The organism is Psychrobacter sp. UBA2769, from assembly GCF_002352555.1.
GTDB classification, from domain to species: Bacteria; Pseudomonadota; Gammaproteobacteria; order Pseudomonadales; family Moraxellaceae; genus Psychrobacter; species Psychrobacter maritimus.
Genome location: NZ_DEIR01000010.1, coordinates 243,753 through 262,720, shown reverse-complemented (window position 1 = coordinate 262,720; position 18,968 = coordinate 243,753). Strand labels below are relative to the sequence as shown.

Below are 18,968 nucleotides of genomic sequence, written 5' to 3'. Positions count from 1 at the left end.
CAGGGTATTTAGTGATTAACGATATTTTATGGTATAAAGCAAAAACTACGCCTTACCTTGCTCTTTCAGTGTTTTCCATGCTTGGTTGCGCAGATATCTTGGTAATGCATTGGCAGCATCAGTACCGCCAACATTCATGAATTGAGCAATGCCCAATTGCCCAATTACCACCGCGTCTGGCCAGACATCTTTATGGCATACTTGTCCATCATGGGCTTTTAATAGCGGCGCACCATTGCCGACGATAGGCAGATTAAGCACTGTTTGGCTGTCATAATCAAGCAGCTGCTCGGTGCTATCGCTATCATTAGCCAACACTGGCTGCATGATAGAATTGTCTGCTACATCGCCTAAAATTGAGTATTGTCCAAAATAAACTTGCTGCATACGCGCATCAAGCGCGCTATAAACTTGGGTCAGGCCGTACTTTTTATACGCACATTGGGCAATTGCTTGTAGGCTTGAGATTCCTACACAAGGAATGTCATGTGCGACAGATAGCGCTTGCACCACCGCCGTATTGATTCGTATACCACTAAATGCACCCGGGCCACGGTTGAATATCAATGCTTTTATATCAGCAAGACGCAGATTAGCCTCGGACAATGCCGCGTCAATCATCGGCAGGATTTGCTGGGTCTGCTGGCGTTTACCCGTTTCAGTATGGCTCGACAGCACTTGCCCATTGGCATCTAAAATTGCGATCGAACACTGATCAAATACGGTATCCATTGCTAAAAACATCATCACCTCGGCTTATTCGCTTGGCATCATAAAACAGCGTCTATCATAGCATTTAGGATAAGCGAATTTTATTAATTTCTACCTTTTTCCTACTTTATTAATGAGAAGTTGTATAAATGAGAGAGACCTAAAAAAACCTCAAAGCCTATATAGATTTGAGGTTTTTGTTAAAAGCACTTGCTAATAGTGACTGCTAATACAGTCAGCCATATTTAAAAGCGTGTTTTAAATTTTTTCGGGCCTTGATTTTGCAACTCTTGCATCTGTTTTTGCATCTCTTCAGTGCTAGGCATATTGTTTGGATCAAGTCCCATCTGCTTTGCCATTTGCTGTGGGTTCACATCTTTAACACCACCTTGCTGACCGCCACCGCCGAATAATGGACCACCGCCGCCACCCGCTCCAGCGCCGCCACCCATCAATCCTTGCATCGATTTCATCATTTTACTGATGCCTTCTGGCTTAGAAATCATCTTCATCATTTTTGCCATTTGCTTGTGCTGCTTGAGCAAACGGTTGACGTCTTGAATCTCACGACCTGAGCCTGCCGCAATACGGCGCTTACGGCTTGGGTTAATTTTATCTGGGTTTTTGCGCTCAAATGGCGTCATTGAATTAATCAAGGCTTCCATCTCACGTACTTTTTCTTCTGGCTTGGCTTCTTCGACCGCTTTTTGCATATCAGAGCCGCCCATACCTGGCATCTTATCTAAAAAGCCTGCCATGCCGCCCATACTTTTCATTTGCTGAAACTGGGTTAATAGATCCTCAAGGTCGAACTCACCGCCCTTTTGCATCTTTTTCGCCATCTTTTCGGCTTTATCACGGTCGATTTTTTGCTCGACTTCTTCAACTAAACTTAAGACGTCACCCATACCAAGGATACGCTGAGCGATACGTTCAGGATGGAACAGCTCTAACGCGTCTAGTTTTTCACCGCGACCTAAAAACTTAATCGGCTTGCCGGTAATCGCACGTACAGACAATGCCGCGCCGCCGCGAGCATCACCGTCAGTCTTGGTCAAAATAACGCCCGTTAATGGCAGCGCATCGTTAAAGGCTTTGGCGGTATTGGCCGCATCTTGACCGGTCATCGCATCAACGACAAATAGCGTCTCAGAGGGATTGACCGCCGCAGTTAAGGCTTTGATTTCCTCCATCATGGCTTCGTCGATAGCCAAACGACCGGCAGTATCAATAATCAAAATATCTTGATACTGAATTTTAGCTTCTTCGATAGCACGTAAGGCGATATCAATTGGGTTTTCGTCGCTAGTTGAATTGACGAATTTGGCATTTACTTGCCCTGCTACTTGCTCAAGCTGGGCAATTGCTGCTGGGCGATAAACGTCAGCAGAAACTAGCATCACTTTTTTCTTATGGCGTTCTTGTAAGAATTTCGCCAATTTACCAGCCGTGGTGGTTTTACCCGCACCTTGCAAACCCGCTAATAAATAAACAACAGGCGGTTTACCCGTCATTTCAAGCTGCTGATTGGCGCTGCCCATCATTTCGGTCAGCTCGTCATGGACGATTTTAACGAATGCTTGTCCTGGCGCCAATTCTTTCAGCACTTCCGCACCAAGCGCTTGCTCTTTTACCCGCTTCACAAAATCACGGGTGACCGGTAGCGCGACGTCGGCTTCTAACAGCGCCATACGCACTTCGCGCAAGGTATCTTTAATATTATCTTCGGTCAACTGCCCAGTGCCGACGATATTACGCAGGCTCGACGATAAGCGTTCTGTTAAGGTATCAAACATAAATGACTCTCAATTAAAATAATTCTTAGTGAAAACAATTCTTGATAAAAGCAATTCTTGGTAAAAAAATTGTGACAACAATACGTCGTTAAACTTGGTTCAGCGTTAATTGCTGATAACTCTTATTAAGATGTGCTATAGCATATGAGGTGGCGTTTTTATAAAAATCATTATAAAAAGCAGCACAGTATCAATACTATAGCATTAAGGCGCTGCAAAGCTTATAGTCGTTTTGCAAATGACAGTTTTCAAATGTAGGGTTAAATAAAGCTGACTATTTAATTTTATAGCTAATAAATACTAAATTTTAGCGCTACTGTCCTACAAGTGCTTATAATCAATCCGTAAGATGGCACTCAATTGCTTGCCATTTTATGATAAATTGGATGATTATTCTAATCATTCTGATAATACCATTTTAGCATTCAATTGAGCGGCGATTTTGCGCTCATCATGAGATGAGGTTTTTTATCTTGCAACTTGCATTTTTACTGGCTGGCATGGTTTATATTTTGGTCAGCATCTACATTGGTTGGGCGCTGATTCAGGATAAACCTATCCACAAAGGCGTGAGCTTAGGTTTATTGGTTGTCGGTATGCTGGCACATGCAGCATTACTTTATCCGCATGTGGTCACGCTATACGGGCTAAATTTCAATCTATTTAACATCATTAGCCTGATTAGTTTATTTTTCTTATTTTTCTATGTTATTTTTAGCTTATACCGCCCTATCGTCAGTCTTGGTATTTTAGCAGCACCGACGGCATTGGTCGGAATGATTGTCGGTTATATCGGCCGCGCGCCTTATCGTCCCATCACGGATATCAGTGTCGGGCTTGAAGCGCATATCCTACTATCACTTGCCGCCTATTGTGTGCTGCTGATGGCAGCGCTGCAAGCACTATTTTTACGCTTGCAAATACGCGAGCTGAAACACCAATCGATTCATCGCTTTTGGGTGAATAAACTGCCGTCGCTACAGAGCATGGAAAACTTGTTGTTCGACATGCTCTTGGTCGGCTTTGTCTTGCTGAGTATCGCGCTAGGAATTGGCTTTGTTTATGTAGAAGATTTGATGGCGCAGCACCTTGCCCATAAAACGGTATTTAGCGTCCTATCGTGGCTGCTATTTGGCGCGCTATTATTAGGCAATTGGCGTGCAGGATGGCGTGGTAAACGTGCTGCCAACATGACCATTTATGCCTTTATTCTATTAGCAATTGGCTTTGTCGGTAGCAAGTTTGTATTAGAGATGCTGTTATAAATTCAATTTTGCAGCAGCATTCTAATGAAAAAAAGGCCGCCAGTATTAAATACTAATACTGGCGGCCTTTTTTTGCGCTCTTATTTCGGTTTAAAACCGTTTTAACATAAAGCTAATTAAAAACCACGGTCTTATTACCCGCCACAATCACGCGGTTTTGCACATGCCAATTCACCGCGCGCGCCAAAACATTACGCTCGATATCACGGCCAATAGCACGTAACTCTGTCACCCCTTGACGGTGAGTGACACGATGTACGTCTTGCTCAATGATAGGCCCTTGGTCAAGCTCGGCTGTAACATAGTGCGCGGTCGCTCCGATAAGCTTGACGCCTTTCTCATAAGCCTGACGATAAGGATCAGCACCGACAAAGGCGGGCAAAAATGAATGATGAATATTGATGACTTGCATCGGCCAACGCTTGACAAAATCAGATGATAAAATCTGCATATAACGCGCCAATACCAACAAATCATTGCCTGCCATCAAGGTATGAATCTGCTCTTCTGCCTCGTCTTTATTATCCTTAGTCACTGGCACATAATGGAAAGTAATGCCAAAGTTTTCTACCGCTTGGCGCAAATCCTCATGGTTACTAACGACAGACGTAATCTCGCAATCGAGCAAGCCGCGCTGATGCCGCCACAGTAAATCTAATAACGCATGGTCGAACTTTGACACTAAAATGCCAACCTTGGTTTTAATCGCATTGTTATGTAAGCGCCACGCCATATTATGGCGCTTAGCCACCGTATGACCGAAGCTGGCTTCAAAGTTATCCATAATTTCGCTCAAGCCTGCTAAAGCAAACTCCAAACGCATAAAATATTGACCACCTTCGTGAGCGGTTGAATACTGATCGAGCGTAATAATATTGCCGCCATAACGATGAATAAACTCAGATACGGCTTGAACGATACCTGCTTGATCGCGGCATTTAATCAATAGCGTCGCGGTATCAATAGCAGCCGCAACTGGTATGTTTTGAGAATTTTTGCTCGACTTTATACTTGCTGTAGCAGTCGTGGTATTGTCTGACATAATGCGCCCAATTAAAAATGAAACGTGCTGCTTACTTTGAATATGGTTAGCAGCATAGGAAACCGACTATTCTAATCGCTTTTGCAAAACTTTGCTGATTGAGTTGCTTGTATTTGGTTATTGAGATTATGAATACAAAAACCCCCAACGCGAGGTTTGGGGGTTTTGTATTCATAATCTCAATAAGCTTACTACATGACAGGTATTGTAGTCGTTGTCGTAGTAGCAGCTGGAGCTGGTGTCGTTACTGATACTTTGATTTTATCATTAGGACGACAGCCGCTATATTCGAACTTATAGCTTACTGCGCTATCAACTACTTTACCAACTCCTAGATTAATAATACTAGGTAATTTCAAATTACCAGAAGTAAGCTCTGCTTCACAAGTCACATTCGTATTTGCCACAGTCAAGGATGAACCTTCTGGCAACGTGGTACTTACTGAACCCGTACCATTCCCACTGATTGAAACATTAATAGAGGTTGAACCTGATTTAACAATAGCCGTAGTATTTGGCTCAGCATTTGATACCTGTATTACACCATTCGCCAGTTCTACCGTAGGAGAGTAGTCAGTCTTATCTTCAGCTACAACACTAATGGTAGTTCCTGACGGCATGCTGACCGTACGTGCACTATTACCATACATTTTAAAAGCTCGGGTGATTGCCGTCTTTCCTAAATTAGGATTAAGAGAACCAGGTAAGCCCTCATATACTGGACTATCGGAAGCTAAACCTAGTATAAAATGTTGGCGTAAGATAGCTGACAGCTTATTATCACAGGTATCTGCAATATTTGGCTGAGAGTTAGAAGAAGGTGCACAAACAGCGCCAGTAGCACCTCTTCTATATACAAATTCGCCAGCTTCAGAATCATACTTGTTATTTTCATTATCATCACGGAAGAAGTCGCCGATGTTATGCGTGAATATATCACCAGCGCTAAATTGATTATCACCATCCTTATCAATATAGTCTTTATCACCCTCTACATAAGCAATTACTGCGACACGATTATCCACTGGGCGTAGATTTTGGGTGCTGAACTCAACCGTACATATTCCTTTGTTAGTCGCGCAACTTGGCGTTACTCTACCACCCTCACTGACAAAACTCATTACCGTACCATCAGGTACAGGGTTACCTACTCTATCTACTAATCTTGCTGTAATGATTGCAGTATCGCCATCTACACTATTGGCTAATACATTTTTACTTAATGAAATACTAACGCCATTTTGAGTTGCACGTCCTGTCGCTACAGAGACGTCTTTTGATGATGCAAATATGCTAGTATTCGATTTTAGAGTAGCTTTAATTTCTACAGGTCCGGGTAGTGCGCCAGGATATAAGTTGACTACGACCTTACCTTGCGAATCACTGGTTATTGTTCTAGAGGTCTGGTTATTTAATGTTACAAAACTAAAGTCTGGAGGCGTGTCGATGCTACTTATTTCAACCTGTTGATTTGCAGCAGGTCTACCATTAGCATATACAGTAAACTCTATCTGCCCTGAGCTTGATGACCCACTATTACTAGCACCTAACTTTACTTTTTCAGTGGTCGTATAAAATATTGAACTCGCTTCAGCACCAGCGATACTGACAGTCTTTGTTTGTTTGTTTACTTGATTATTCGCAGGAGTAGCAGTGATGGTGTGTATACCCTCACATAATTTGCCATTAACATCAATAGCTTTATATGTTGTCGTAACATCGCCTTGATTGCTTGAAATGACACTATTACTATCAAAGCTACCACAACTCGCATCGAAATTGACAGTAACATCGTTTTGGTAGACATCATTGACTGCATCTTTTGTTCTGAGAGTAATATTTGTATTAGCTCCCGAATCTAAATTGCTAGATGACAATGCAAATTCAGTTAGTAACACTTGTATAGATTGTAAAGAAAAATAATAGCTTGGTGTAGTTTTGGTCAAATCATTATAATTGACAGTTGCGCTGAGCTGATAGCTTCCTGTATCTGCACTATCTAAAGGTTTGACAGATATAGTTGCCTCACCTTTTGCATTTGTTAAAACGCTACTATTGCTGGTACCAAACGAAACACCTTCAGCCTGAAAGGATACCAAAGCATTACTTACTGGATTTCCGCTTTTATCTGTTACTTTTACTGTTGCGCTCACACCCGCTGAAGTAATGGTACGAGTTATATTACCATTTGGATCGGTCAAGACTATATCAGTTACGTTAATAGCACTTACTGGCATACCTGTGCCATCTTCGCCGCTGCCACTATCAGGCTTCTCAGGACCCAAATCAGGTGTTGGCGCGATTACGTCTGTACCATCCCCACCACCACAACCCGCCAAGGCTAATGCACAAGTCAAAAAGGTGAGTTGAAATAACTTAGAAGTCAGAGGTAGTGAGCTATATGACATTTTTGAACTCCGCGGCGAACGCAATTTGTTTGAGTAAATACACATAATCATTACATGGCTTCATATTTGATGAGTAATGATACATGAACTTACAATAATAACAGTTGTATTAACAGATTGTATTAAATATATAACCGCAACTTTACTGACTTTTGTCATAACTTACAACTAAAAAATGAATTTTTACTATTAAATAATCAATCACATAGCGCGCGCAATTCAGGGTATAATAGCTATCGTTTAAAGCAGCGATTATTATAAAAATATTTGAGTATTCTTTACTTTTATGGTATAAATGTCGGCTTTAAAATTTTCTGAATTGGTTTGCCTGTTATTTGCCTTTAGATGACAGTAATATCAGCTCAACCTTCATAATAGTTTTGTTTGGTGCAAAGCTGCCGCTTGCTGTGTCCATGCCGCAAAAACGTGCAACTTGCCCAGACTGGTATGAGAATCCCTCATACCTCATAGATTAGGAGTTCGCCATGTCTAGAGTTTGCCAAGTGACTGGAAAGCGCCCTATGGTGGGTAATAATGTTTCGCACGCAAACAACAAAACCCGTCGTCGCTTTCTACCAAACCTTCATAACCATCGTTTTTGGGTAGAGTCTGAAAATCGTTTTGTACGTCTACGTGTGTCTACCAAAGGTATGCGCACTATCGACAAACTTGGTATCGACAAAGTGTTAGCGGATCTACGCGCACAAGGTCAAAAAGTTTAAGTAAAGACGGACAGTCTATCTTAGCGATGATTGTCGCTATTTGGACTGCTCTTACGCTAGCGATTGATTGGCTGATAAAGCCAGCATCGTTAGCGGCTTAATCCTTTAGACCCGTACCCATCGTTTGAAGACCCCTCATTTACAGGAAAGCTATCATGAGAGATAAAATTAAGTTAGTATCAACCGCTGGTACTGGGTATTACTATACCACTACCAAAAACAAGCGCACTATGCCTGGCAAAATGGAAATCAAAAAGTTTGATCCAAAAGTACGCCAGCATGTGATCTTTAAAGAAGCTAAAATCAAATAATTGCTGTTTTTTATAAAATGTATTTTTTATAAATATGTTCTATAAATAAATTATTTGAACAAAAAAAGGGTTTATCAAATGATAAACCCTTTTTTATTGCCAATTTTTTAACCATTTATTCATTTTAACCAGTGATTCATTAACTATAGTGCGTTGGCTCTTTATCATAGACATGGGCATGCCACTGGCTCATCTGCTTTTGCATAATTACTTGAATCGCAGCATGAATCATATGCTGACCAATCGCTTGCGTATCACTGCCAAGGATTTCTTTGAGCTTTTCAGAAAAGTCAATGGTCATAAGCGGCGCTTCATCTTGTTCAGCGTCACGTAATAGTAAGCGACCATCATCTGCTTCTACCAGCTCAAGCGTGGTTTCTTTGGCGAATCCTGCAAACTGATCGCTACTGTCGCTATCTACTTCTATATCATTATCAATATCGTATGGCATTCATTTTTTCCTTATTATCCCGTTTTACACCTGTAAAAATGCGGTCATGTTATTCGTTAAAGCGCTCGTCTTACAGTCATGCGGGCAAAACTATCTTACTCATACAATGGACGCTTTACGCCTACAATTCAAGGGCTGACGTCCAAGTCTTTTGCATAAATACACTTTATCCATTCCTTTATCGGTGCTCAGGCGCCAAAAATTGATGCTTAACGCCAATAGCGCAATTTTGCCAAGGTAAATAAGAAGGCGACGAACATACCAAGATAATAGGTCAGCTTAATCTCAAGCGTAGGGTCACGGTATTTGAACGGTAAAGCAACGGTGGCAGTGGCGGTCGGTATTATCAGCAGCATAAGTAGCCAATTTTCAAAGACGTGTAGCCAACCTTGCAGCCCTGTACCGTGACGCAGGTATGATAAACCTAATAGCAAACAGGCTATAATCAGCGCAATAAATAAACCGTTTGGTAGGTCTTTTGGGAAAATGATATCGGTGATTTTCTTAGAAGATGTGGCCATACTAGCAAGCGTCCAGTCATGTCATAAAGCGCGACTTATTAATGAGGAGAAATCGATAAATGTGATAAAGGCAAAGTTTTAAATCATAAAAACATCAGTATTATTAGGCACTTATATTAGCTATAAGTACCCATTAGCCAAAGGATCGATATACAAGAGGTTAAATAGCCCAAGCTAATGGCATTCCAGCTCGCTATATGTAAACCTTTAACCTTATTTAAAATGCGCGAACCTACCCAGAAAAACAGCGGAATACCTATCATAAAGGCAGGTACTATCACCGCCGCATGGCGTAACACCTCTCCAACATCCTCGCCAATCAGCAAGCGAAAGCCGTAACCGGCAAGACTGAGCACCAAAGCAAAAGCCGCCATGCCAATGGTAATACCTTTGGGCACTAAGCTAGGTGATTGCGGGCTAGCTGGCTGTGACTCAGGCTCTTTGACAGATTGAGGCGGTACTGGGGCGTTAACGGGCTTTTGCTTATCCATATTTCACCTTTGCATGACTTGTTATTGGTCATGATTCTATGATTTATCACTTTATAGTTATCATTCAATATGATGGCTACAAAGGGTGATTAGTAGCCATTTGCCAAGGCCAACTCTGCGCGCATGGCATCGATAGCCGCTTTATAATCTTCTTGGTTAAAGATAGCGGAACCGGCGACAAACATATCCGCACCTGCTTCGGCAATCGCACGGATATTACTGGCTTTGATGCCGCCATCGACTTCCAATCTGATGTCACGACCACTGGTAATAATACGTTGACGAACTTGGCGGACTTTGTCTAATGTGCCTTCAATGAATGACTGACCACCATAACCAGGATTCACACTCATGAGTAAGATTTGATCCACCTTATCCATGACATAATCTAAATAATGTAGCGGCGTCGCGGGATTTAATACCAAGCCACATTCAGCCCCACCATCTTTGATGAGCTGCAAAGAGCGGTCAATATGGGCGCTGGCTTCTGGATGAAAGGTGATTACACTTGCACCCGCCTCTAAAAACTGCTCAATCATACTATCGACTGGCGACACCATCAGGTGGACATCAATAGGCGCCTCAATACCATAGTCACGTAGCGCCTTACATATCATGCTACCAAAAGTTAGATTGGGCACATAATGGTTGTCCATTACGTCAAAATGGATGACATCCGCACCTGATTCTAATACACGCTCTACTTCTTCACCCAGTCTGGCAAAGTCAGCAGATAAAATAGAAGGAGCGATTAGATACGGTTTAGAGGGGCTAATCATAGTTGAGCTACCTAATTGAGGTTTGTATAAAAGTTTAATAAAAAGGTTCTTAATGCATATTGTTAGTATTTAAATAACTGGTTTTAAAGCCCGTGCTTTAAATGACTGACTATTAAAGCAATAAAGCTAAATAACTAGCGCGGCTTATATTGGGTTTTGCAATAAGCGCGACCGACATCAAACGGGCGCTTGGCTTGATGCTTAGTTGCACGGTTGGTGACACGCTGACGCCATAAGCGAAAAGATGACGGCTTTAGCTCTTGACGCATCAACTTGATAACCGCTGTCTCATCGAGACCATAGCCATGTTCTATCGCTTCAAACGGCGTTCTGTCTTCCCACGCCATCTCTATCACTCGTGATAGTTGCACGGCATCAAGTTCTTTAGCGGCAGTTGCAGAAGATGATTTGTCGTTACTGGCAGCTGGCTTTAGATTGCTTTTTTGCGCAATACTATCTTGCTGCTTATTTTCTTGCTGCTTATCTTTGATAGCAGCAGCCATATCAGCTTGCATAACCGTAAGCAATGATTCGGCTTTTTGCGTTGTATTATTTGCACCCGCATTTGCCGTCGCTGTCAGACTGTTTATCATAAAACCTTACCTTTAAGCACATTGATTATCCAACCAAGCTCTATTTTATACCAATAACTGCGCTTGGTTAAATAATCAGCGTAACTGTCTGTCAAGTTATATAACGGGCTGGCAGCTTATCTAGCAGGCGGCCATTATTTAACCGGCTTAACCCATCTGCGCCATACGCCAGTGATGTTCAATATGATCATCAATCACTGTCTGAATAAAGTAATAGCTGTGGTCGTGACTAGCAAGATAGCGCAATGTAAGCGGCTGCTGTGCCTTATTACAAGCTTCTTGGAGCTTAGAGGTTTGCAGTTGCCCCTCTGCCAAGAAGTTATCAGCACCCCCTTGATCGACCAAAATATTGGTGTACTGCTGCCCAACCTCCATAATCAGCTGTGCAGCATCTGCTTGCGCCCATAATGATTTATCATCACCAAAGTATTCTGTATACGCGGCCTGCCCCCACGCTGACTCACTGGCTGCACAAACAGGCGATAAAGCGGAGACACTGACAAACTTACTTGGGAACTTAAAGCCCAACAATAACGCGCCGTGACCGCCCATCGAGTGCCCAGTGATACCAATACTATCAATCGGAAACTCAGAGCGCAGCAAATCGTATAATTCATCAACGATATAGCTTTGCATATTAAAATGTTCTGACCACGGGGCTTGCGTCGCATCAACATAGTAGCTTGCGCCCTGCCCAACAAAATAACGCTCATCGTTTGGTACATCGTGACGGTCACTGCTTCTAGGAGACGTATCAGGCGCAATAAAAATCATGCCAAGCTCACTGCATTTTTGTTGGAAATGCGCCTTATGAGTGACGTTATCGGCATTACAGGTCAAGCCTGAGAGATATAAAAGCGCGGGACAGCGGCGACCGGCAAGCGCTTCATCTGGCAGATAAATACTAAACGTCATCGGCGTTTTGGTCGACGTCGACTCGTGGCTGTAGTAATGCTGCTCGCCATCGAAACAGCGATTGACACTTTTTTGGGTCAACTGGCTACTGGCTGAAAAACTATGGTTATAAGCATTATTCATGAGTAATATCCTTTGTATCTAAGATAAAATAAGCGTTGAGAGTTAATCGGTCATTCGTGATTAATAGTTAATAGTGAGAAATTAGTGTTTAGTAATGAATATTTAATCAATAGCAGCAGGAGCAATATTTACCGGCACATTTACAGCAGTATCAGCGTTGGTACTATTGGCCATACTAGCAAGCGACGGCCGTGTTTTATCAAACAAGGCTTGCTCAAATGCTTGCAAGGCGGTTTCCATTAAGCTACCAATGACCATTTGCGGCTCTGATGGCTCAAAACCCATATAAAGCTCACGCTCTTTTACGCGGTAAGCGGCGTCTTTAAAGGCATCAGAAAAGCTGGTGTTTTCACGCAAACTTTCGGCAAAGAATGCTTGGCCAAAATAGGTCATCTCAGCGGTATTGGTACAGCCAAACGACATCTTATCAGCAGCGGAGGCGGTAATTACCACCGTCGTTGGAGAGGCCAATTCATCGATAAATGAGCCTGAATAGCACGCGGACACCACGATGACACGCCAGCGAATACCGGAAGCATCTAATGCCTCACGCAGCCAAGTAGCGTCCAAATTGTCCATCGCTAGCGGCGGATTTGATAGATGAATAAAATCTTGATCGCCATGCGATGATAAGGTCATAAATAGCACATCTTCATCGGCATTCATCTGCTGACCGATGGTTTTTAAACCGCGCAAGATACTGGTCTTAGTCGCAATGGGTTCATCCAACCACGTGTAATTATTATTGATCAATGCCAGTGAATGCCCGCTGGTACCAAAGCGCACATCGAACAGCTCACGGACTTTATTAATCTCAGAGCGAAAGACATTTTGATCTGAAAATCCTGCCACACCCATAAAATACCAGTCGCTTTTACCCGGTATACTGGGGTCAATGCGGTCTAGGGCTTGCTGCAGCAATCTTGGCTGCTCGTATAAGGCCGCCTCTTCTAGTACCGGTTCAACAGGGATTTGCTTAAATATCGGCTGGTCAGCGACATTGCGCTGCCAAATGGTCAATAATGCCACTGCCCCGATTATGACAATAATGCGCTCCCACCAAGGGACCCGCAAACGCCGAGAGAAAATCCATAACAACGCCAATGTTTGCCATAAAAACAGCACTAAAAACAATATCGGTAAAAGTGAATAGCTCCAACTTGGTAGCCAGCCATAGCTGCCAAAAAACTGCACAAGGCTTTGCAGTAGCGCAGATAAGGTATCGGCGACTAACCACAGCACCACAGGCACAAAAACCAGCGCTTGATTACCGGCGCGGCGTGCCAAAATAATACCGCCCAACAGAATAATCATCGGCCAAATTAAATAGCTGACCAATCCTTGCTCATTAAAGACGCTACCATTTTCTGCCGCCAACCACGAAAAAAGCACATTACTACCCAGTGCTAATAAGGCGAAGACCGCAAACTGGATAAAGGTAGGTTTTACCCAAGAAAACGCCCGCGTTGACCCTACTAGCATCCATAAGGTTGCAATAATATTGGCAGCGAAATTGAGCGAAAAGCGCTGAAGCGAGACAGTTTTTAACGACGCAAGTGACAAAGACTTAGACCTCTAGCCAGTCGAGAGAAATAACGCAAATCCATGATAATGTATCTTGCTGTGCACAACGTTTAATAGGCTGTTTAATATAATTAACCTACGTTTTTTAGAGAGCTTATTGGCAGCAATTTTATATCTGATTTACGATAAAATGGGTATAGGACGCGAAAAGCGCAACGAAATCGTTTAGCGCGCTAATCTGTCACAATTGTAACGGATTGTCGGTCAAGAGCATAAGGCTGATTTGTAAAAATCGCTTGAAGATTCCTCTAAAAACCTATTAAAAAAGGAGGCCTTAGCATTAAGACCTCCTTTTTTATCAAAACCTTCTATCAAACCTTAAACATTATCTCATCAATAGCTCATTGACGCGTTTTAGATAGGCAGCAGGATCATCTAACTGACCGCCATCCGCCAATAATGCTTGGTCAAAAATCACTTGCGCAAGCTTGTCAAAATCACCGTCAGACTGCTCGCTACTCTCAAGCTTTTTAATCAGCGGGTGATCAGGATTGACCTCTAATGTTGGCTTGCTCTCTGGTACATCTTGACCCATTTGCTTTAACATTTGAATCATTTGTGGCGACAGCTCGCCTTCACCTACCACCAAACAAGCTGGGCTATCTACCAGACGTGTTGAAACTTTAACGTCTTTGGCGCGCTCGCCTAGAGCCGTCTTTAACTTATCAACGACTGGCTTCATCGTCTCCACAGCTTTTTCCGCTTCAGCTTTTTCCGCTTCATCTTGCAAGTCGCCCAAATCAACGGCACCTTTAGCGATATTTTGTAGCGGTGTCTCATCAAATGAGGTTAAGAAATTCATCGCCCATTCATCGACACGGCTGGTCATCAAAATAACTTCGATGCCTTTTTTCTTAAATAGCTCAAGTTGCGGACTGTTTTTAGCAGCAGCCAAATTATCAGCCGTTAGATAATAGATGGCTTTTTGACCGTCTTTCATGCGCGCTTTATAGTCTTCAAAGCTGGTTTCAACCTTATCGTCGGTGCTGGTGGCATAACGCAGCAATTTAGCAATGCGCTCTTGATTGCCCATGTCTTCGCCAAGGCCTTCTTTGATAACATCGCCAAATTCGCTATAGAACTGAGCAAATTTTTCTTGCTTGTCGGCATCTTCGCTATTAGCAAGGCTAGCTAGCAAAGTCAAAATACGACGCGCGTTACCATCACGGATAGATTTTACATCACGCGATTCTTGTAAGATTTCACGGCTGACGTTAAGTGGCAAGTCTGCTGAATCGATGACCCCTTTAACAAAACGCAAGTACATCGGCAATAACTGCTCAGCTTCATCCATGATAAAGACGCGTTTAACGTACAGCTTTAGACCATGCTGCTGCTCACGCGTGTATAAATCTACCGGCGCTTTTTTAGGAATATAAAGCAGCTGGGTATATTGCACACGTCCTTCAACACGGTTGTGCGTCCATGTCAGCGGCGCATCCATGTCATAAGTGATGTTTTTATAAAAATCGACATACTCATCATCTTCAATTTCAGATGCTGAACGTGTCCATAGTGCGCTGGCTTTATTAATGGTTTCCCATTCGTCAGTCAGTACCATTTGACCATTGGCAGGAGTCTCATCACCCTCTTCAACCTCATCTTCTTGCCAAACTTCTTTACGCATCTGAATCGGCAAGCTGATATGGTCTGAGTATTTATTAACCAAACGCTTAATTTTGCCGCGGTCTAAATAATTGTCTTCGCCTGCCGCATACTCTTCTTTTAGATGCAAAGTAATGGCGGTGCCGCGCGTGGCTTTGGTGATAGGCTCAACGGTAAAGCTACCTGTGCCATCTGATACCCAGCGCACGCCTTTATCGGCAGTCTCACCCGCTTTGCGTGATTCAACGCTGATGGTATCTGCAACGATAAAGCCTGAATAGAAACCAACGCCAAACTGGCCGATTAATTGACCGTCTTGTTTTTGTGATTCAGACAATTTATCTAGGAAAGCCTTGGTACCAGATTTAGCAATCGTGCCTAGGTTCTCAATCGCATCCGCTTCATTCATACCAATACCATTATCGGTAAAGGTAATGGTTTTAGCGTCTTCATCAATATCGATACGGATTTTTAACTCGCCATCGTCCTCATAAAGACTGTCATCATTGGTCGCTTCAAAGCGCAATTTATCGCAGGCATCAGAGGCGTTTGAGACCAACTCACGCACAAAAATATCGGCGTTAGAATAGAGCGAATGGGTTACTAAATGCAGCAGCTGCGCCACTTCTGCTTCAAAGGTATGTTTTTTTAATTCAGGGGTGTCTTTATTAACATCAAGGTCATTAGCGTTTTTATTGTCCGCTTGGGTCTGTTCACTCATAAAAACTCCTATTATTGTTACCAAAAATGCTGTTGCCAGCACACATAAATCGCAAATTTTCAAATACCAACAGTCTCGCCAATCTACTTAATGAGACTGCGCTGTAAATACTGTTAGGCTGCTTAATCAGATAGGGGCGCGGGCGAAAATTTCAAGCTCGAACAAGCCAAAAATAGTTATTAGCCATAAAAAACCGCCCTAGTTTCCTAGAGCGGTACTTTTAAATCAATTGTTATAATTTGCAGTCTATAGACAGCTAGGCAAATCGCGTGCGGGATCAGACTCGCGCGCTGCTATCGCATCTTCCACAGTCAATCCTAATGCCTTGGCAACACCTTCACCATAAGCAGGGTCACACCAGTTACAGTTGCGGATATGACGATACTTAATAAAGTCTAACGCATCACCCATCGCTCTTGCGGTATTATCAAACAGTGCCTGCTTTTGCTCATCGTTCATCAGATTAAATAAAGCACGTGGCTGACTGAAGTAATCATTTGAGTCTTCACGGAAATCATAGTGATCCGCATAGCCATCAATCTTGAGTGGCGGCTCAGCATACTGAGGTTGATCTTGCCATTGGCTAAAGCTGTTTGGCGTGTAATGTGGTCGACCGCCGTAATTGTCGCCTATTCTACCTTCACCATCGCGGTGATTGCTGGTGACCGGACAACGTGGTTTGTTCACTGGAATCTGCTTATGATTGACCCCGACACGATAACGCTGGGCATCTGCGTAGCTAAACAGGCGGGCTTGGAGCATACGATCTGGTGAGGCACTGATACCAGGTACTAGATTGTTCGGCGCAAATGCTGCTTGTTCTACGTCTAAGAAATAATTGTCCGAATTTCTATTGAGTTCGAACTCGCCGACTTCAATCAGTGGATAGTCGCCTTTTGGCCAGACTTTGCTCAAATCAAACGGATGGTACGGCACAGTATCGGCTTCTTCTTCTGGCATGATTTGTACGTACATTTTCCATTTCGGGAAATCGCCATTCTCAATAGCTTCAAACAAGTCTTTTTGATGGCTTTCACGATCCATACCGACGAGCGCTTCGGCTTCGGCATCGGTTAGGTTTTTGATGCCCTGTTGGGTAACGAAGTGGAATTTGACCCAAAAGCGCTCATTGTCGCGATTGATAAAGCTATAGGTATGCGAGCCAAAGCCATGCATGTGTCTATACGATGCTGGCAGACCGCGATCGCTCATGGTAATGGTAACCTGGTGTAGCGATTCTGGCAATAACGTCCAAAAATCCCAGTTGTTGGTCGCTGAACGCATATTGGTACGTGGATCACGCTTAACCGCTTTGTTCAAATCTGGAAACTTGCGTGGGTCACGGACAAAGAATACTGGCGTGTTGTTACCAACCAAATCCCAAATACCTTCATCGGTATAAAACTTCAAAGCAAAACCACGAATATCACGCTCAGCGTCAGCCGCGCCGCGCTCGCCTGCGACTGTACTAAAACGCGCAAACATCTCGGTCTGCTTGCCCACTTCGCTAAAAATATCAGCACGAGTATATTTGGTGATATCGTTGGTTAAGGTAAATGTACCAAACGCGCCAGAACCTTTAGCATGCATACGACGCTCTGGAATAACTTCACGGTTTAAATCGCCCAGCTTTTCATTCAACCATAAATCTTCTGCCAAAAGCGGCCCACGTTTGCCAGCGGTTTTACTGTTTTCATTATCAACAACAGGGGCACCATTGCTCATCGTCAGTGGGGTGGTATCGTAAGGGCATTTCTTATCGCTCATCATCATATTCCTTTTGAGATAAATTGAGTGTGGCGTTTATTATTAAAACTCATCATAGCAACCATGAGCTACTTTGATATCTTGTTGGCTTCCATTACAACCGATTTTTAATTATTTGTATAATAGATTAATTACATAATTTTCATTTATTTTATATAACATAGACTGATTTCTAGCTGTTTAATACAAGCTGCTTCACTACGTTAGGATGTTACTAAAAACTAGGATGTTATTAAAAGATACAATGGCTAACTTAAGTTCCGCCAGCCAAAGATATCAGGTTAAGATTAGCGCGGCATCGGACGAATGGTCAAGATTTGCTCGCTACGACCAAATGGACCATGTATATCATGCAGCACGGCGCTAGTCAGCCCTATGCCATCATTGCCGTATTGCTGCATGGCTTCGATGCCAAGCCATTTGCCTGTTGGGATACGATGCATATGGATTTGTAAATCCGTATTGGGAAACATCCACTCTAACTGCGATAATCCAAGACCGAGGCGTGGCACCACGCCATTGGCGGTATCAACCATGCCTAGTAGATGCACCAAATCATCAGTATGCAAGCCCTCTACCATCTCGACATCGTTGGTGATCCATACCATGCCACGACCAGGACGACGGTCTGGATCAGCCACTAAGCGTACGCTTTCGATAAAACCGCCCGGCCAGCCTTTCATATCTTCCCAAACCGGTAACTCTTCAGGTTGATATCGAGATTTTTGATCTTCAAGTCCTGCAATCTCACTGGTATCTTGGGTCATAAGACGCCATGCACGCGCAATAATCGCATCCCGGCCGCGACTGCTCATGACCGCTTCAATCAGCTCGATGGTCTTACCCGGACGGATACAACGGGTGGTAATCGTAAAATCATCAAGCGGAATCAAGCCTAAAATATCTAGGCTGATACGGGCAATACGGGTGTTGGCTTGCGGTGCATAGCCTTGGAGCTCCGCTGTCAGCAATCCTGTCGCTGGTGCCATATGCTGCTCATGCTCATTCCAAGCACCTTGTGCATGCTTGGTTGGCTGATAATGAGCGACGCTGACGCCGCCTTCTTGCTGTTCGCGTTTGATAAAATGATAATAAGCTGACATGAACATCCTTAACCTTTAATTCAATCTTTCTCGTTTATTCAGTACTTTTGACCGCTGTGA

The 18,968-nt window shown here is 43.3% G+C and carries 17 protein-coding genes; 3 read left to right on the top strand and 14 right to left on the bottom strand.

Annotated features, from left to right (window positions below):
• Positions 1-45: 45 nt before the first annotated feature.
• Together tsaB and ffh are read right to left on the bottom strand one after the other, a co-directional pair.
• Complete coding sequence (gene tsaB, locus B3Q63_RS04465) at positions 46-744, bottom strand: tRNA (adenosine(37)-N6)-threonylcarbamoyltransferase complex dimerization subunit type 1 TsaB (protein ID WP_296174350.1); 699 nt, start codon at positions 742-744, stop codon at positions 46-48.
• Positions 745-956: 212 nt separating this feature from the next.
• Complete coding sequence (ffh, locus tag B3Q63_RS04460) at positions 957-2,507, bottom strand: signal recognition particle protein (protein WP_201628208.1); 1,551 nt, start codon at positions 2,505-2,507, stop codon at positions 957-959.
• A 458-nt stretch (positions 2,508-2,965) separates the two neighbouring features.
• On the opposite strand from ffh, the gene B3Q63_RS04455 reads away from it, so the two are divergent.
• The gene (locus B3Q63_RS04455) at positions 2,966-3,772 is read left to right on the top strand and encodes a cytochrome C assembly family protein (protein WP_296174237.1); all 807 of its coding nucleotides are present in this window, start codon (positions 2,966-2,968) and stop codon (positions 3,770-3,772) included.
• Between the two features lie 112 nt (positions 3,773-3,884).
• On the opposite strand, the gene purU is transcribed toward B3Q63_RS04455, so the two are convergent.
• On the bottom strand, positions 3,885-4,814 hold the full coding sequence (gene purU / locus B3Q63_RS04450) for a formyltetrahydrofolate deformylase (RefSeq protein ID WP_271133572.1): 930 nt from the start codon (positions 4,812-4,814) through the stop codon (positions 3,885-3,887).
• Positions 4,815-5,005: 191 nt separating this feature from the next.
• On the bottom strand, positions 5,006-7,222 hold the full coding sequence (locus B3Q63_RS04445; protein ID WP_296174232.1) for an Ig-like domain-containing protein: 2,217 nt from the start codon (positions 7,220-7,222) through the stop codon (positions 5,006-5,008).
• A gap of 485 nt (positions 7,223-7,707) precedes the next feature.
• On the opposite strand from B3Q63_RS04445, the gene rpmB reads away from it, so the two are divergent.
• Entirely contained in the window at positions 7,708-7,944 is a 237-nt protein-coding gene (gene rpmB, locus B3Q63_RS04440) for a 50S ribosomal protein L28 (protein ID WP_149488796.1), read from the top strand.
• Between the two features lie 155 nt (positions 7,945-8,099).
• Positions 8,100-8,255, top strand: a complete 156-nt coding sequence (gene rpmG, locus B3Q63_RS04435) for a 50S ribosomal protein L33 (protein WP_010201403.1) — start codon at positions 8,100-8,102, stop codon at positions 8,253-8,255.
• Between the two features lie 139 nt (positions 8,256-8,394).
• Here rpmG and B3Q63_RS04430 read toward each other — a convergent pair whose 3' ends face one another.
• From B3Q63_RS04430 to B3Q63_RS04385, 10 genes are all read right to left on the bottom strand, one after another.
• Positions 8,395-8,706, bottom strand: a complete 312-nt coding sequence (locus B3Q63_RS04430; protein ID WP_183620458.1) for a hypothetical protein — start codon at positions 8,704-8,706, stop codon at positions 8,395-8,397.
• 209 nt (positions 8,707-8,915) lie between these two features.
• Complete coding sequence (locus B3Q63_RS04425; protein ID WP_296174229.1) at positions 8,916-9,227, bottom strand: hypothetical protein; 312 nt, start codon at positions 9,225-9,227, stop codon at positions 8,916-8,918.
• 116 nt (positions 9,228-9,343) lie between these two features.
• Positions 9,344-9,718: a hypothetical protein gene (locus B3Q63_RS04420; RefSeq protein WP_296174227.1), complete on the bottom strand. Its 375-nt coding sequence runs from the start codon at positions 9,716-9,718 to the stop codon at positions 9,344-9,346.
• 89 nt (positions 9,719-9,807) lie between these two features.
• The gene (gene rpe / locus B3Q63_RS04415; protein ID WP_183620440.1) at positions 9,808-10,497 is read right to left on the bottom strand and encodes a ribulose-phosphate 3-epimerase; all 690 of its coding nucleotides are present in this window, start codon (positions 10,495-10,497) and stop codon (positions 9,808-9,810) included.
• 134 nt (positions 10,498-10,631) lie between these two features.
• The gene (locus B3Q63_RS04410; protein WP_296174348.1) at positions 10,632-10,868 is read right to left on the bottom strand and encodes a TIGR03643 family protein; all 237 of its coding nucleotides are present in this window, start codon (positions 10,866-10,868) and stop codon (positions 10,632-10,634) included.
• A 369-nt stretch (positions 10,869-11,237) separates the two neighbouring features.
• Complete coding sequence (gene fghA / locus B3Q63_RS04405) at positions 11,238-12,128, bottom strand: S-formylglutathione hydrolase (RefSeq protein ID WP_296174224.1); 891 nt, start codon at positions 12,126-12,128, stop codon at positions 11,238-11,240.
• Positions 12,129-12,230: 102 nt separating this feature from the next.
• Positions 12,231-13,691 carry a C13 family peptidase gene (locus B3Q63_RS04400; RefSeq protein WP_296174222.1) on the bottom strand — a complete coding sequence of 487 codons (1,461 nt, stop codon included), beginning with the start codon at positions 13,689-13,691 and terminating at the stop codon, positions 12,231-12,233.
• A 346-nt stretch (positions 13,692-14,037) separates the two neighbouring features.
• Complete coding sequence (gene htpG / locus B3Q63_RS04395) at positions 14,038-16,038, bottom strand: molecular chaperone HtpG (RefSeq protein WP_296174220.1); 2,001 nt, start codon at positions 16,036-16,038, stop codon at positions 14,038-14,040.
• Between the two features lie 246 nt (positions 16,039-16,284).
• Positions 16,285-17,805, bottom strand: coding sequence for a catalase (locus B3Q63_RS04390; RefSeq protein WP_296174218.1), 1,521 nt, complete (start codon positions 17,803-17,805; stop codon positions 16,285-16,287).
• A 287-nt stretch (positions 17,806-18,092) separates the two neighbouring features.
• A complete protein-coding gene (locus tag B3Q63_RS04385) occupies positions 18,093-18,908 on the bottom strand; it encodes a thioesterase family protein (protein ID WP_296174216.1) in 816 nt (271 codons plus the stop codon).
• Positions 18,909-18,968 lie beyond the last annotated feature (60 nt).

Coding starts and splice junctions, on each gene's coding strand:
- rpe (WP_183620440.1), bottom strand. CDS start 10,497: ATGATTAGCCCCTCTAAACCGTATCTAATCGCTCCTTCTATTTTATCT.
- rpmG (WP_010201403.1), top strand. CDS start 8,100: ATGAGAGATAAAATTAAGTTAGTATCAACCGCTGGTACTGGGTATTAC.
- htpG (WP_296174220.1), bottom strand. CDS start 16,038: ATGAGTGAACAGACCCAAGCGGACAATAAAAACGCTAATGACCTTGAT.
- B3Q63_RS04425 (WP_296174229.1), bottom strand. CDS start 9,227: ATGGCCACATCTTCTAAGAAAATCACCGATATCATTTTCCCAAAAGAC.
- B3Q63_RS04430 (WP_183620458.1), bottom strand. CDS start 8,706: ATGCCATACGATATTGATAATGATATAGAAGTAGATAGCGACAGTAGC.
- B3Q63_RS04390 (WP_296174218.1), bottom strand. CDS start 17,805: ATGAGCGATAAGAAATGCCCTTACGATACCACCCCACTGACGATGAGC.
- B3Q63_RS04445 (WP_296174232.1), bottom strand. CDS start 7,222: ATGTCATATAGCTCACTACCTCTGACTTCTAAGTTATTTCAACTCACC.
- fghA (WP_296174224.1), bottom strand. CDS start 12,128: ATGAATAATGCTTATAACCATAGTTTTTCAGCCAGTAGCCAGTTGACC.
- rpmB (WP_149488796.1), top strand. CDS start 7,708: ATGTCTAGAGTTTGCCAAGTGACTGGAAAGCGCCCTATGGTGGGTAAT.
- tsaB (WP_296174350.1), bottom strand. CDS start 744: ATGTTTTTAGCAATGGATACCGTATTTGATCAGTGTTCGATCGCAATT.
- B3Q63_RS04420 (WP_296174227.1), bottom strand. CDS start 9,718: ATGGATAAGCAAAAGCCCGTTAACGCCCCAGTACCGCCTCAATCTGTC.
- B3Q63_RS04455 (WP_296174237.1), top strand. CDS start 2,966: ATGAGGTTTTTTATCTTGCAACTTGCATTTTTACTGGCTGGCATGGTT.
- ffh (WP_201628208.1), bottom strand. CDS start 2,507: ATGTTTGATACCTTAACAGAACGCTTATCGTCGAGCCTGCGTAATATC.
- purU (WP_271133572.1), bottom strand. CDS start 4,814: ATGTCAGACAATACCACGACTGCTACAGCAAGTATAAAGTCGAGCAAA.
- B3Q63_RS04385 (WP_296174216.1), bottom strand. CDS start 18,908: ATGTCAGCTTATTATCATTTTATCAAACGCGAACAGCAAGAAGGCGGC.